We start from the raw sequence: 15,937 nt of genomic DNA on the forward strand, positions 1-15,937 counted from the left end.
TCTCAAATGCCTTCGTCGCACAGTTGAAATAATGGGCTTATAGGGTAGGCCTATCCTTGAGAAGCCTCTTCATCTACCAATTCTCTTAAATCTACCGGCACCACTCTGGATACTCCTGCCTCTATCATGGTGATACCATAAATGATATCAGTGCTTGCCATGGTTCGTTTGTTATGGGTGACAATGATAAATTGAGATTCATTCGAAAATTTCTGAATGATCTGGTTAAATTTATCAATGTTGGCATCATCCAAAGGGGCATCCACTTCATCGAAAATACAAAAAGGAGCAGGCTTTAGCAGGTAAATGGAAAACAGCAATGAAGTTGCTGTTAAGGTTTTTTCACCCCCTGAGAGTTGATTGATTGTCAAAGGGCGCTTTCCTTTAGGTTTTGCAATTATTTCAATGCTACTCTCTAAAGGCATTTCCGGGTTGGTTAGCTTTAAGTCACAATCGTCCTCTTCGGTAAATAATGAGCGGAAAACTTTCACGAAATTTATCTTTATTTTTTCAAAAGCATCTATAAAAGTCTCCCTGGCCACTTGATCAATCTCTTTGATGGTCGACATTAAGGAATCCTTGGCTTGAATAAGGTCTTCCTTTTGAGCCGTAATGAAGGTATGTCGTTCTTTAATTTCGTCATAAGCTTCCATTGCCATGGGGTTAATTGGCCCCATTTTTTCTAATTTTGATTTGGCTTTTTGGACTTCCTCTCTTAATTCTTCTTCAGACTTTGAAGCATGTTCATCGTCCAAATCAGGGTTTTCAGCCATTATCTCATCCAAATCCAACTCAAATTCTACACTTAACCTTTCCTTAATTCCACTTAGCTTTAAATTAATCTCATTGGTCGTTTGCTTCAGGTCCATCAAAAGGGCATCAGATTGCTCTTTTTTTCTTTGAATTTCTCTGATGGCTTTTTCTACTTCATCAATTTCTCCCCTTGCAGCATAATAATCTTTTTCAGCATCATTTACCCCGGATTCTATACTGTCTTTTTCCGCATACAGTTCGATAAGCTCATCATCCTTTACCTCATTATTGTCAATCAAGGACATGATTTCCTGCTCCGTCTGCCCCATATCAGCCTGGGCCTTTTCAATCCTCTCCTTACTGCTTTCGTAGGTGCTCTTTTTGAAACTTATTTCTTGTTCAATGCTCTGAAGTTTATTTAAAAGTTGATGGTAGAGGATGTTTTCTTCATTGTATTGCGAGGAGCGGTGGGAAAGTTCTTCCGCGTCTTCCTGCAATTCAGCATTGATGTCGTTAATTTCTTCTTCCAGTTGATCAAAGGCTTCTTTTTCTTCCTTTAATTGAGGACCGATATTTTCTAATTCCTCAGTGAGGGTGAAAATTTTATCCTCAATGTCTTCTTTTTTATTGGCATTGGTGCTTAGCATCTCTGCCAATTGCTCTTTCTTCGTTTTAATTGAAACAAAGTCTTGGTTCAATTCATTGACCTTAAGCTGTTTTTCTTCAAGCGTTTGCTTGAAGTTAACGGCTTTTAATTTAGATAGCTCAGCTGTTTTTTTATCGAGGTTGGCCCTGGTTTCATTTATTTTTTTCTGGAGTACTTTTATTTCTTTGTCTAGTTTTTCCAGATTTTTTGCCCTACCTATCCTTTTACCTTCAAACAGACCTACAGAGCCCCCGGAAATGGTAAATTCTCTGTCGATAAATTTTCCGCTCTCAGTAATGAAAATTCCCTCTTGGGATTTTGGTATTTGGTGGATGTCTCCGGAAAAGATGTAGACATCATCTAATAGATAGGCAACTAGAGGTGCATACTTGGAATCATATTCTATTATTTCAGTAGCAGCTACTGCATCGGGAAATAGCTTGTTTTGACTGGACCTAAATTTTTCAAATCTTTCCAATACAAAAAAATGCGCCTTCCCTTTGCCCGAATCACTTAAAAGTTTCACCGCAGCAATCGCCTCTGCATCATTGTCCACTACATAATAATTCATGTAGTTTTCCAAGAAATTTTCTATGGTTACCCGATACCTTTCATCTGTAGTGATTATGTCAGACAACAAAGGCATGTTTTTGCCCCATTGACTGTTTTTTCTTAGGAATTTTATCGCCTCCGGGAATCCTTCAAGGTTGTCCACCAAGGATTTTGTCAGCTGGTACTCATTGCTTTTGGCATCAAGTTTTCGGTTGATTTGGGTAAGTTCCTCTCGAATCAATTCCTGCATTCGGGAGGTCTCTTCTTGCTTGGCCAGGTGCGCAGCTTCCTCTTTTTTTAATTTTTCAAAAGCTGCATTTTCCTCGTCTAATAGACCTTTTATTAACTGTAGTTTTTCTTCAAAACCAGCCAAATTTTCTATCTGGCTGTTGTCATCTGTTGCGGTTTTTTCTAACTCCTGTTTGATGGTTGTGAGTTGGATTTGCTTGATCTCTTGACTTTTTGATAATTGGTACAATTCATCTCGTTTTCGAGAGAATGTACTTTGCATGACTTTTTGTTTTTCGAGGGAGACATTGTGTTGGGCCTTTTTTTCCTCGTAAACAGCTTTTAGTTCTTCTACAGTCTGTTCTTTCTCTTGGGTAAGTTTTTCGGAAATCCGATGTTCCTGTTCCAGTGATTTGATGCTAAAACCGGCCCTTTCATTGCTTTTTTTATCTTGCTCAATCTGCGCTCTCAGCTGGTGAGACTTGTCTTGAAGAAAGCGAAGCCTTTCATTTTTTATTTTTTTGTCACTCTCAAACTGCCGGATTTTATGAACATGTTCATTTAAGGTTTTTTGCCTACTACCCAGTAGTTTCTCCTTATGGATCATTTCAGCTTTAAGGTTTTCCAAGAAGGCATCCTTATTTGCTAGTTCAGCATTTAACTGTACTTTTTGATCATTTTCATGTTCTAGTTTTTGGTTGAGATTTATTAATACATCTCGTTGATGAATTACTCCTTTTTTGGCAAGGGCAATGCTGGCAGATTTGTACCCTTTTTTTATTTCAAAATACCTTGTAGCCTGTCGGGCTTGTTTTTCTAAAGATTTTAAGTTCTTTTCTATTTCAAAGAGCAGGTCTTCCACCCTGTCCAGATCTGCATCCGTATCTCCTAACTTCTTTAGGGTTTCTTTTTTCCGGGTTTTGAATTTTGAAATACCTGCAGCTTCCTCGAATAAATCTCTTCTTGAGTTGTTTTTGTCATTCAGTAATTCATCGATCATTTTTAACTCTATGATAGCATAGCTATTGGAGTTAATTCCCGTATCCATGAAAAGATTCGTAATGTCTTTTAATCGGCAGGTGATGCCGTTTAACAGGTATTCACTTTCTCCTGAGCGGTAATACCTTCTTGTGATGGTGACGTGGGTGTATTCTGTTGGTAATAAATTTTTGGTGTTTTCGAAGGTGAGGGATACCTCCGCCATATTGAGCTGTTTCCTGTTTTTTGTTCCATTGAAGATTACATTCTCCATTTTGTCGGAACGAAGCATCCTGGTTTTTTGCTCCCCTAAAACCCACCGGATTGCATCAACCACATTTGACTTGCCACAACCATTAGGGCCTACTATCCCAGTGATTCCCTTGTCAAAGTGGATCATTACTTTATCACCAAAACTTTTAAAGCCTCTGATTTCTAATTTGGAGAGTTGCATGTATTGAATTTAATCCTAAACAAATTTAACCTAAACCATTCAATTTACAAATGTGTGTAAGTTGAGCTTTCAATAGTTTTTATTGGGGGAAAAATTTCTGATCCAAAAAGCCTACTAGAAAATCCATCAATAAACGCTTTTTAAAAGGAATTGTGACTTTTTTTAATTTCATTTTGCCTGAGGGTAGAAAAATTGGAAGGTTTAGTGATTAAAGGAAGCCTATTTTTAGCCAATTAAAATAATTTTTATTTGAAAATTTACCATAAGAATTTGAAGTGTTTTGTGAAATAAGAAAGGCTGATTATTGATGAATTTGTTTAACTAGGAAAAGTATATAATAATAGCATGATTTAAATTTAATTTTTTGTTATAATTGCTAAATAAACCTTTTATTTGCGATATTGTGATAATTCGCCAAATTTTATTTTATTTACATTCACCTATTATTTAGGAATATTGTGTATTAATAATCGGTATAAAGTTAGCCCACCCATACCATGAAAACCAATCTCAGTCCTTCAGACATTGTATCCTTTTTTTCAAGTGATTTTCACTTGGAAGGAGATATTACTTCCATAAATGATATTAGAATAGAAGGAGAAATTCGAGGGGATATTAGTGCTAAAAAGAAAATTATTATAGGAGAGAGTGGGAAAGTGTTGGGGGATATTGAGGCAGCGGATGTAGTATTGCTTGGAGAAGTGAAAGGAAAGGTTGTCGCTTCAAATAGGCTAACCATAGGGAAGAACGCATTTTTCCAAGGAATGGCTTACACGGACAATATTCAAGTGGAAATAGGCGCAAAAATGGAAGCCGGCATACAAAAATTTAGTAAGCAGGTCGCAGGAGGGAATTTACAGTTGTCTGTCAAGCCCGGTTCTTTATTAGATCATTCCCAAAAAAGCAAGGTATTAACTAAGGATCAAGAAGTGGATACTGCCATTGCCTCTGTAAGTTAAGAGGCAAGCTATTAAATCAGCCCTCAGACTTAATCACATCACACCAAGCTACTGAAGTCCATTGCCAACGGAAGGTATTTTCTACCTTTAAGGAATGGACCAACTTGTTTAATTTTAATTATCAACGGCCGACAATTCTTTGTCAAAATTTTGATTCGTTAAAACCATTTTGGAAGCCAAGCTTACAATATTACTCATGTCTTTATATTTTGGAATATCTCCATTTACAATGTATTGAGTGTTCCCTTTCTGATTGATAAAATAAATTGGATTATCAATATTAATTTTCATAGACAGCTTTTGTTCCAAATCTCTTTTCAAATCATTCATGGGTTGATAAAAAATGGGGAAAACCATATAGTCCTCAAGGTTTGAATTAAGCCAGTTGATGGCATACAAGTGTTTCTCGAATGAATCTATATTGAACCCAATGAGGTGATAGTTGAGCTCCTTTAATTTTGCTAATGCTGTTACTAGTTTATGCCGATCATCACCTGTTTTTGGAATTAATTCAAATGGATTGGTATAAATAATAATTCTTTGGTCTTTAATTAATGACTTTAAATTAACATTTCCGTAACGTGTTTTGACCAATAAGTTAGGGCAAGCGATTTCTTTTTCTAATTGAAAGGGTGTTAGCGGTGCAGTTTTCATGGCAGGGTTCAGGTTTTATGACAACTATAATCTGTATTTAAATATTATTATAATATAATTAATTTTTTTTAAATAAAAGAAGAAATATTTAAAATTTAACATTAGTTGACTAAGGTCATATTATGGTATAATAAAGCTCATTTAATTTAATATTTTGAGTGGCATAAGACGAATTTATTTAGCTTCATTTTTCAGAAAACCATTGAACCTTTTTATTTGATACCCGTCAAAAAAATAGCCTGATACCGGATTATTTTTGTAATTTTAATTTCAAGTCACTACGGAGGTTTATGGACGGTAGCACGGTATTATATTTAATAGCAGTAATTATCTATTTTATTTACACTTCTTTTGTGAAAAAGAAACCTGATGAGGAGTATGCTGAAAAGGAAGGGAATGAGCAAGCTCCCAACCAAGGACCTTCCTTTGAGGAGTTGTTGCGTGAAATTCGAAAAGATCAAACAGAGACAGTCCCTGAAGAGAGTAAAAACGAATGGGATGATAAGCATGGTGATCGTGAGTTCCCGGAGGTAAAACAAGAGGAATTTCCTGCTGAAGAAGAGGATTACAAGCCGAGAGAAAAAACACATACAAGTGCCTACCAAAGTATTAAACAGCCCTTGGTGAAGCTTGATGATCAGGTGGATATAGATGACAATAAAAAGATTTTGGGTGAAGTGGTAGATGTAGCTGGAGAATATACCGTAGGTAACAAGTATGCTAAAATTTTGAAAAACCCTGAGACTTTAAAAGATGCAGTGATATTGTCAGAGGTATTTAACCGAAAGCATTTTTAATTTTAACCACAATAAATTCACATTTAAATTTTGCATAAATTACACATATGATCCATCGTTGGTTTAAATCTCTAGGGCCAGGATTAATTACAGCCGCTTTGGTTTTTGGTCCCGGTAGCCTTACCATTACTTCTAAATTGGGTGCAGTCTATGGCTACAATTTACTTTGGGTAATCCTAGTGGCTGCTCTCTTAATGTTGACTTTTACAGGTATGGGAGCAAGGATAGGTTTGGCCTCTGATCAATCCCTCATCACTTTGTTTAGAAAAAAATGGGGAAATGCTGCTGCTTTAATTGCCGGAATAAGCATTTTCTTTGTTACCGCTGCCTTCCAAGCAGGGAATACGGTTGGTGCAGGACTGGCGCTGTCAGAGTCACTTGGGCAAACCAATAGTTTGTGGATTGTGTTGATCTCATTGATGGCTATTTCGTTGATGTTTTTTAAATCCTTTTATAAGATTTTAGAGAAGGTAATGATGATCATGGTAGGGATAATGTTAATTTCATTCCTTTTCACCCTGATCATTGCACCACCCGTATGGTCTGAGGTATTAGCGGGGCTGAATCCGAGTATTCCAAAAGGTTCTTTTATCTTGGTAATTGCTTTGGTTGCTTCAAGCTTTTCTATTGCAGGAGCTTTTTACCAATCTTATCTGGTGCAGGAAAAAGGCTGGGCAAAGAGTGAATCGACGGATGCCTTAAGAGAAAGTTATACCGGAATAGTTATTTTAGGGCTTATCTCTTCGATGATTATGGTTAGTGCGGCCACTATCTTGTACCCTAAGGGGATTACCGTCACCTCTGCTGGAGATATTGGAATGGCATTAGAGCCTGTATATGGAAAGTTTTCCTTTATGGTTTTCATGATCGGTTTGTTTGGGGCTTCCTTTTCCTCTCTTTTGGGAAATGCAAGTATAGGCGGAACATTGCTTTCAGACGCTTTGTCTTTGGGAAGGAATTTAAATGGTACACCAGTAAAAATTTTAATCACACTGATTATAATAATTGGGGCATCCATAGCACTAGTATTTGGAAGGTTACCTCTTGAGCTGATAGTATTTGCTCAGGGAATTACCATATTCGCAGTTCCTTTTATAGGCTTAGGACTCTTTTTAATTGGTAACGATACCAACATTATGGGCTCCCTAAAGAATAATAAGTTCACCAATATTATTGGTGTAATTGGCTTATTGGTGCTGTTTACTTTGGCATTAAGCAATGCTTATTCTTTGTTTAATGCATAAAAAATAACTTAATATATGGTTTTTTCTTTAGGCGAACCGGTTTAAGGGAATGATCAAACCACTAAAATTTACTATTGAATCCATGAAATCTATTGAAGAATTAGAGGAAATTCTTTGCAAGCCCACTGCTGGCTTGGTCAAGGACATCAAAGAAATAAAAGGTGATATCATTATTTTAGGCGTTGCCGGTAAAATGGGGCCTAGCTTGGCGAAACTTGCCAGCAGAGCCGTAAAAGAAGCCGGAATAGAAAAAAAAGTAATAGGTGTTTCTAGGTTTTCTGATGACAGCCTAAGAATTGATCTTGAAAATCATGGGGTGACCTGTATAGCTGCTGATTTATTAGATGACGAAGCATTACAAGCTTTACCTGACGTTGAGAATGTTATCTATATGGCAGGTAAAAAGTTTGGTACTACAGGTCAGGAGCACTCCACTTGGGCCATGAATGCCTACTTACCGGGAAGGGTTGCTACCAAGTATAAAAAATCAAAAATCATCGTGTTTTCTAGTGGAAACATCTATCCATTTGTACACCATGCATCCGGTGGTGCTTTGGAAGATACTCCACCGGAACCAATTGGCGAATATGCACAATCCTGCTTAGGAAGAGAGCGTGTATTTGAATACTTCAGTCATCAATACAACATCCCCATGTTGATGTATAGACTCAATTATGCCATTGATCTGCGTTATGGAAACCTCTTGGAAATAGGTAAGATGGTAAATACAGAAAAACCTATCAATTTAAGGAGTGGGCATATGAATGTAATCTGGCAAGGAGATGCGAATGAAATTGCCATCCGTTCATTGTTGCATACCAGCAGCCCCCCTAAAATACTCAATGTCACCGGTCCAGAGACAATTAGTATCCGTCAAGTTGCGGAGAAATTTGGTAAGTTATTGGACAAAAAGCCCGTCTTTGAGAATGAGCCGGAGCCCAAAGTTTTATTGAACAATGCCTCTCTCTGTCACCAACTATTTGGCTACCCTTCTGTTTCTTTGTTGACAATGATTGAGATGACTGCACAATGGATTCAGCAAGATGGTGCCACATTAAATAAACCAACCCACTTTCAGGAAAGAGAAGGAAAATTTTAATTATTAAATAATGAGTAATATTAATCCCGCAATCAGGCAATTATTACATGATGGGACCGTGATACCTGCCCATCCATTGGCTTTAAATGCAGATAGAGAACTTGACGAGAAATACCAACGTGCATTGTCTCGCTATTATATCGCTTCCGGGGCCGGAGGAATGGCAGTGGGTGTACACAGTACCCAATTTGAAATCAGGGAAAAGAAATATGGACTTTTTGAGCCGGTCTTAAGAATGGCCATGGAAGAAGTCAAAGCAGCAGCCATTACCAGACCTTTTGCAATGGTGGCAGGAATTGTAGGTGATACCAAACAGGCAGTAGCCGAGGCTTCTTTGGCAAAGGACTTAGGATATGACCTAGGTTTGCTGAGCGCAGGGGGATTGGGAGATTGGTCAGAAAAGGATTTGATAAAAAGAGCAGAAAAAGTAGCTGAGGTGATGCCTATTTTTGGTTTTTATCTTCAGCCTTCAGCCGGAGGCCGACTTTTGAGCTATGATTTCTGGAAGGATTTTGCTGATATCCCAAATGTTCAGGCCATTAAAATGGCACCTTTTAACAGGTACCAGTCATTGGATGTGGTTAGGGCTGTTTGTTCTTCCAGTCGCCATAAAGAAATTGCCTTGTATACCGGAAATGATGACAATATCGTGGCAGACCTACTTACGCCATTTACCTTCATGGTCAATGGAGAAAAAATCACGAAAAGAGTGGTTGGTGGGTTACTTGGCCATTGGGCAGTGTGGACCACTAAAGCTGTTGAACTTTTAGAAAAGGTAAAAGAATGTCGGGACAATAACCCTGCAGCCATGCCGGAATTGCTTGAGTTGGGCGTGCAAATAACCGATTCCAATGCCGTTATTTTTGATCCAAAAAATCAATTCAAAGGATGTATCCCTGGTATTCATGAAGTACTAAGACGACAGGGCTTACTTCAGGGAACTTGGTGCCTCAATCCCAATGAAGTTCTTTCTCCCGGTCAATCAGAAGAAATTGACCGAGTATATGAAGCTTATCCTTGGCTGAATGATGACGCTTTTGTAAAAGAAAATCTTCAAAGTTTCCTTTCTTAGGATTTTCTTATTTTAAGAAATAGTCAAAGAAATTGTATATGATTGCATTGGATTTCGGATTTGGGGAGTGCTCCGGCCGATTACTCATCCCTACTCGGTCATTGTAACCATACAATTTATTTGCTTGGATGCTATGGTTCAATGGAACCCATCGATGCTCCCCGTCCTCTTCTCCTCCGGAAACTAAAAAAGGGCGGGGAGCCATTAATACATGAAGTTCGTGAAGATCTCTGTTGTCTTTCAAGAGTTGAAGGTAGGTGCCTCTTGCAGGGTTTGCTGCATTAGGAACACCTCTCTCTCTTCTAGGTCTAGGGTGGTAGCCCAAGTACCAAGGTTCCCAGTAATTGATATTTGGTCTTTTTTGATCGAAAACAATTCCGGGATCTGACCATGCTGCTGCTGCAAATTTCTCGAATAAACAAGAAGCAAGCATGGCCCATTTTCCTCCATAGCTATGTCCCATTATCCCAATTTTCTCCTTATTTACTTCCGGTAATCCGGCAAGTAAATGCCAGGCATTCGCTGCTGCATACGCCAATAATGAAAGCGGTTCTACAGTAGCACTGTCTATATGTGGATGATAAAGAGCGTAAGTCTTGTTCTCAGTAGTTTCGGTGGTGCCGATTGATAGGGTCACAAAACCACGTTTGGCTAATTGTAAGGCGAAATCTCTCTCTTCTTTGCCTTCTCCTATCGCTGTTTCCGGTTCATAATATACAGTTACTACTGCCGGTAGATTATTGGCTTGATAAGGAACCAATAGGTATCCTTGGGTCATTTGACCCGGTACCCACTCGAAACGAATCTTTTTTTGAATATAATCCGCTTTGTTAATAGAAGATAGCACCTCATAATTTGGGTTTTCAATTAATTCAGGCCATTCTCCCATATAAGCATGCCAAGCATTAAGGATTTCTTGTCTTCGTTTCTTCCAGTCTTCCAAGGAAGTAACCTTTGATTGATCGTCAAAAATAAATGGATCCTTAAATGTTCCTCTTTCTTCCTTATATTTATCAGGGACTGTAAAATAGGGGGCAATTTTTTGCCAATTCACCAATTTTTCAAAGTGGTATTGAATGCTTTCAACCTTTTCCTTCTCGCGCGAAACCTTACTTTCCGTAGTAGCATCGCTCAAAAATAATACAGTTAATTTTTTATTCAGCTTCTTATTGTTTTCTAGGTATTGATAGGCCTGCAAGGCAGCAATTCGGTTGGCAATTTTGGGACTTATGGCTTTATCTGAATTAAACTTTGAGCCAGGTGTGCTATTATTTTTAGCATAGGCTGATTTTATATCAATCCATTTGATTTCGTTTGCTTTAGCAAGGCTTTGGATAATAGCATTCGCCTTGTTTAATTGAAATTGCTGTGAAGCCCTGAAATCAGGCAAATTAAAACCATTATTGTCCGTACTTAAGGAGGGAAGGTTGAATAGAACCGTTTCTATACCGTTTTGTTTTAACCCTGAAATAATTTTCTGATAGCTAGATTTAAAACTGTGCTCAGCTTTTGGGGTATGAAACTGAGTCATGTCATTTTTCCCTGCCATAATAAAAACTACATCGGGATTAATGGATAACAAATCTTGATCTATTTCTTGGGAAATATGCAATAAGTGCTTTCCCTTGGTTTCTATCGTACGAATTTCCAGTGTCGCTATAGGACCATTTTTTGATGAGGTGGAGTCGTTGTTATTTTCAGCTTGAGCCGGAAATAAGGCTAAATAAAAGAAGGAGAACAGAAGAAAACCGTGGTAATTGATCCGCATTTTTTAAATAATATGAGTAGGTTTAAAGATAAGAATTTCATTATGAATAATTGGCTGAACACCCTATTTTTCCGAGGTCATTTATTTGTTGCGGATAAGAAAATAACACCGTTTTTAATTGTGTCTAATTTCAGGTTAAGCTTGCTAATTAATGAGTATTTCTTCTATATTGCGGTTTTATGTGGAAAATAATTATTTTATGTATAGACGCTGGCTTTTTATAGTTTTATCAATCCTTATCACCTCTTGCAACTCAAGCTCAAAAGAAAAAATTCACATCGTAGGATCCCAAAACACGGATCTATTTCAATGGTTGGACGGTGAGGGGTATGACTTAGAGTTTCATAACGATATAATGCCGGCCATTGAGGAGATGAGCAGCGGTGAAACCTTATTGGTATTGTCTACTGAATACCCCAAGAACAGGGTAGCTATCCCAGATACGTTTTTTTCAGCGGTAGAAGAAAAAAATATTAAATATTATCTGGAGTACCCTGAGGATTTTGAAGGTCTGGAAAGTAACGGAGAAGTGTTGAAGACCAGGCTGGAAAGGGCGGTTGTGGTTTCAGATCAATTTGGCGACAGCCTTTATCCCATGAAAATATTGGGCATCAATGATTGCCATGTTATTGCTTCAGAGGTAAGGAATCCTTTGATGGTAGTGGCTAAGGTGGCAGGCCTTGACAGTGCAGTCTATGGGTTGGAAGGGGTTCCGGCTTACCCCTTATTATTTAAAAAAGACCAGGGCTTTATTGCCCTAAGTAAATTATCTGATTTTGCTAAAGGCAGATTTGGGCCGGAAGCACATTGGCAGGCATTGTGGTCACATATAATAAATGAAATTACGCCTCAAGATAAGCAATTTAGTTTTGATGCTTGGCCGCGGATAGTAGAACCTTCTTTTGGTGCCTCCGAAAATATAACCCGCAAGGATAAAATTAATTCAGTTAAAAAAGGGGTGGATTGGTTTGAAAAAGGAAAGTTTTACATCGCCGAAAATTGGAAAGATTACTGGTTAAAATACCAAGGTGATGGTACAAATCCTATTGGTCCTCCGGTTCCTGAAGATTTTCAGTCAGGAGATGGGACAGAGGGATTATTGGAGGGGCATTCTTCCAACATCTTTTACGATGGCACACAGCAATATCGCTATTGGATAAGGGCGGATGTACAAGGGGAGGGTGCCTATGCACTTGCTGCTGCAGCCAGTTTACTAGACGATCCAGCCTACAATATACCGGCAGAAAATTTAATTGAATTCTTGTACAGAGAAAACCTTACATCAGGCCCTCGGAGCGATCCGGATTCTGCAGCCTATGGGTTGATAGGCTGGTCTAATACCCATCCTTTTGTATACTATGGTGATGACAATGCCAGGGCCATCCTTGGCGTGATAGGCGCAATGGCCCATATGCAAAATGAGGATTGGAATGATGAAATGATTGCGGGCATATTGGCGAATTTTAGAACTACCGGAAAAAATGGATTTAGAGGTAGTCGTTTAAACAACACCAACCTGCAGCGATTGGGCTGGAAACATTATTGGAACCAAGAGACGATTAATCCTGCCCCTCATTTTGAATCTTGGATGTGGGCGATTTATTTGTGGCTTTATGACAAGACAGGATATGAGCCTTTACTTGCCAAGTCTAAAAAAGCTATAGAAATAATGATGGATAAATATCCTGAGGACTGGCATTGGACCAATGGCATCCAACAGGAAAGGGCTAGAATGATTTTACCTTTGGCCTGGTTGGTAAAAGTGGAAGATACCCCTGAACACCGCGAGTGGTTAGACAGAATTGTAAGTAAGCTTTTGGAGAATCAGGTGGAGAGTGGGGCCATCATGGAGGAATTGGGGGGAGCAGATAAAGGTAAATATGGACGGACAGCCTCAAACCAAGAATATGGCTTGCACGAAGCACCATTGATATTTGAAAATGGAGATCCTATAGCCGATATGTTGTATACCAGCAATTTTGCTTTCTTTAGCCTGAATGAAGCAGCCCATGCTACTGGGAATCCTGCTTACTTCGAGGCATTGGAGAAATTATCCGACTTCTTAACAAGGATTCAAGTGAAAAGTCAAACGCTCAAAGATCTTGATGGGGCTTGGTTTAGGGCTTTTGATTATGAAAGATGGGAGTATTGGGCCTCAAATGCCGATGCAGGTTGGGGCGCGTGGGGAACCCTTACGGGTTGGACGCAAAGCTGGATTGTTGCCACACAAGTATTGGTGTTGCAAGACCAGAGTTATTGGGATTTGACCAAGAAGTCTAAAATCGCTGATAACTTTGACCAAAAATCTTCCTTGATGTTGGAAGAGTATAAATAAACCTTTGAGGGAAAGAAAGGCCTATCACAGCGTAGGCGAAAGTAAAAAGCGCAATAAAAATGGTGGAGGAACAATATATGGATGGTTATTAAAGCAAGCCTTTGGTTGATCTCCTGTCATGACCTATAAGTAATAAGCCGTTATTTTTTTAGGAAGGAATTGCATTAAAATGCCAATTGCTGATGAAATACGTTTCTGTATTTCATCAGCAATTGGTAAATTAATTGTTTCAGAAACCCTTTAGCAAGGACCCTTCTTCACTATAACTTTTTGATTTTAATGTTACGAAAAAAGACTTTATCACCATGGTCTGTTATCAAGATATGTCCTTCTTTTAGCTCCCCATAATTTTTGTCATCTTTAAATTTGTTTTCTGATTTTTTCTTTAGAAAATCTTTATTCCCTCGGGTGTAACTCACTAATTTTTTCCCATTTAAATAATGACTTACCTTTTTTCCTTTGGCTACAATCTTGCCCTGGTTCCATGAGCCATGGGGTTTTAATTCTTTGTTTTTTGGTGGATAGAAAAGGTAAGCAGCTCCTGTTGAAGTGGTTCCATTAGGGTCGTCTTTCACTCCTTTGTAATTGTAATCATCTATAATTTGATATTCAGGTCCATTAACCATCATATTTCCGGTTTTTTCATTGTAAATGGTATCTACAAAATATTTTATACCACTATTGGCATTTTCTGTAAGGTTAAATTCAAAAACCAGTTCAAAGTCACTGTATTTTTCCTTGGTGATAATATCTCCACCACCTTCACCATCCATAAAAAGCATTCCGTCTTCAATTTTCCATCCTTTTATGGCTGAGTTAGGTGCATTTTTGGGACACCATTTATCCAAGGATTTTCCATCAAACAAAACTTCATAGGCGTTGGATTGGGAAAATGAGTCCAATGAAAGGGAGCTACTTATAAGAAATGTGACTATTACAGCGATAATTTTCTGATTTATTTTTCTCATGGGGTCTACTGGAAAAGGTTCGATTTATTTTATTGGTTGAATGGCTAATTTTGCTGCTAACTTATCAAAGGCTGAAAGGATTTGATCTTCTAAGCCCGGCTTCCATTTGCTTGGTAGCCCATATACCATTTGTGCAGTATGGCCTTCATATCCCCCTTCTTTAAGGATGATTTCAGTAGGGATATAGCTCATGACATCATTGGTATAAGTCATTACAAAAATGTCAGGTCCATACTTTTCTTTCAGTCGATTGGCATAACCTACCGTTACCTCACCACCCATGGTGAAAAGGGCTTGATTGCCTATTTTGATTACCTGTAGGGGGAAAGGGTAAGAAGAAGGAAGAGGGTTTCCGGCTTCTATTTCTCCTAATGTTCTTATTGCCCACCTTTTCATATAGCCGCTTTGCTCATTGATTATTTGATTAAGTTCGGCCTTGCTAGGAGGTGCTTCCAGACTCAAGTCTATTTCTGTATACGCACTTTTTAGGGAAGGCTCTAAAAGCTTCATGTCCTCTGAAAGCACTCTTTCAACTGTTGCTGCCAAAACTGTCCCATATTGCTTGGCCAGAGGCAAGGTTCTCCTTGGTAGTGGGTTTTGATCTCCTCCGGCGCCTTGGAAAAACATGGCCATGGCCCCCGGGTAATTCTTTTCCACTACTTCCTGGGCATACCCCGGATAATCTCCCGACCATTGGTAACCGCTAAGAACAGTTGGATGACAAGCGTAACCAAACAGGACTGTAGTAATTTGGTCTTTGTCGTCCATTACCTTAATTACAGGGACTGCATGGTCCATTGGCCCTTTAAGGTCTGTTGACAAATGTACTTCACTCTCTTTATTGTTTCTTCTATTGACTTGAAAGCGTGCCGTTCCGTTATTGGAAAAAATTTGGGAGGGTTTCATGTTGGAAAGTGCCTTGCCAATACTCGCTACGATATCGTTTTGAAGCTGATCTGTGTATTGCGCTACATCTTTGCGTTGCTGATCATTCATGGGGTAAATGTCAAACAAGGATTTCCCAAGAACAGGAGCGGAATGGGTATGGCTGCTGTTCAAAACAAGCTGTGATTTTTCAAGCCCAAATTTCTTGTTAACAGCATTTCTAATTTCGTCCGAGAGGTTTTTTGGGAGGCCTAGCAAGTCAGAGGTTACAATTACGGTTTGGTACCCGTGGGCATCTTCAATGGCCAGTACTTTTACCCAGAGTTCTCCATATTTGCCTTCTGCTGTATGGTCTCTATGTCCATAACCGGCCATCCATAATGAAGAGGAAGGGGTGATATTGATTTTATCTGTACCCGTTTTCCAGCCGGTTTTTTTCTGTGCCTTGCTTTGGTAACCAAGGGCTAGAAATAAAAACAGCAAGGAGGTGAATAAAATAGGTTGGTGGGTTAAAATGAAGCTTTTCATAGTTGAATGTATAAGTT

Annotated in this window: 11 protein-coding genes; 6 read left to right on the plus strand and 5 right to left on the minus strand. The window is 38.7% G+C overall.

The features are described from left to right. Window positions 1-50: 50 nt before the first annotated feature. Entirely contained in the window at window positions 51-3,611 is a 3,561-nt protein-coding gene (gene smc, locus ACYVHJ_RS01925) for a chromosome segregation protein SMC (RefSeq protein ID WP_460512062.1), read from the minus strand. Window positions 3,612-4,108: 497 nt separating this feature from the next. Here smc and ACYVHJ_RS01930 point away from each other — a divergent pair, with 497 nt between their 5' ends. Then, window positions 4,109-4,570 (plus strand): bactofilin family protein, encoded by a 462-nt coding sequence (locus tag ACYVHJ_RS01930; protein WP_460512064.1) that lies wholly within the window; start codon window positions 4,109-4,111, stop codon window positions 4,568-4,570. A 114-nt stretch (window positions 4,571-4,684) separates the two neighbouring features. Here ACYVHJ_RS01930 and ACYVHJ_RS01935 read toward each other — a convergent pair whose 3' ends face one another. Beyond that, window positions 4,685-5,224: a hypothetical protein gene (locus ACYVHJ_RS01935; protein ID WP_460512066.1), complete on the minus strand. Its 540-nt coding sequence runs from the start codon at window positions 5,222-5,224 to the stop codon at window positions 4,685-4,687. Between the two features lie 353 nt (window positions 5,225-5,577). Between ACYVHJ_RS01935 and ACYVHJ_RS01940 the strand changes: the two genes are divergently transcribed. From ACYVHJ_RS01940 to ACYVHJ_RS01955, 4 genes are all read left to right on the plus strand, one after another. After that, complete coding sequence (locus ACYVHJ_RS01940) at window positions 5,578-6,021, plus strand: hypothetical protein (RefSeq protein ID WP_460512068.1); 444 nt, start codon at window positions 5,578-5,580, stop codon at window positions 6,019-6,021. A gap of 47 nt (window positions 6,022-6,068) precedes the next feature. Further along, entirely contained in the window at window positions 6,069-7,265 is a 1,197-nt protein-coding gene (locus ACYVHJ_RS01945) for an NRAMP family divalent metal transporter (protein ID WP_460512070.1), read from the plus strand. 82 nt (window positions 7,266-7,347) lie between these two features. Beyond that, window positions 7,348-8,364 carry an NAD-dependent epimerase/dehydratase family protein gene (locus ACYVHJ_RS01950; protein ID WP_460512072.1) on the plus strand — a complete coding sequence of 339 codons (1,017 nt, stop codon included), beginning with the start codon at window positions 7,348-7,350 and terminating at the stop codon, window positions 8,362-8,364. A gap of 10 nt (window positions 8,365-8,374) precedes the next feature. Then, entirely contained in the window at window positions 8,375-9,436 is a 1,062-nt protein-coding gene (locus ACYVHJ_RS01955) for a dihydrodipicolinate synthase family protein (RefSeq protein WP_339901630.1), read from the plus strand. 7 nt (window positions 9,437-9,443) lie between these two features. Here the strand turns inward: ACYVHJ_RS01955 and ACYVHJ_RS01960 are convergent, their stop codons facing one another. Next, on the minus strand, window positions 9,444-11,204 hold the full coding sequence (locus ACYVHJ_RS01960) for a GDSL-type esterase/lipase family protein (protein WP_460512075.1): 1,761 nt from the start codon (window positions 11,202-11,204) through the stop codon (window positions 9,444-9,446). Window positions 11,205-11,355: 151 nt separating this feature from the next. Between ACYVHJ_RS01960 and ACYVHJ_RS01965 the strand changes: the two genes are divergently transcribed. Continuing rightward, window positions 11,356-13,539 carry a hypothetical protein gene (locus ACYVHJ_RS01965; protein ID WP_460512077.1) on the plus strand — a complete coding sequence of 728 codons (2,184 nt, stop codon included), beginning with the start codon at window positions 11,356-11,358 and terminating at the stop codon, window positions 13,537-13,539. A 260-nt stretch (window positions 13,540-13,799) separates the two neighbouring features. Here ACYVHJ_RS01965 and ACYVHJ_RS01970 read toward each other — a convergent pair whose 3' ends face one another. Continuing rightward, complete coding sequence (locus tag ACYVHJ_RS01970; protein ID WP_460512079.1) at window positions 13,800-14,507, minus strand: 3-keto-disaccharide hydrolase; 708 nt, start codon at window positions 14,505-14,507, stop codon at window positions 13,800-13,802. Between the two features lie 24 nt (window positions 14,508-14,531). Continuing rightward, the gene (locus ACYVHJ_RS01975) at window positions 14,532-15,920 is read right to left on the minus strand and encodes a neutral/alkaline non-lysosomal ceramidase N-terminal domain-containing protein (protein WP_460512081.1); all 1,389 of its coding nucleotides are present in this window, start codon (window positions 15,918-15,920) and stop codon (window positions 14,532-14,534) included. Between the last annotated feature and the right edge of the window lie 17 nt (window positions 15,921-15,937).

The sequence above is a fragment of the Cyclobacterium sediminis genome (assembly GCF_054781075.1).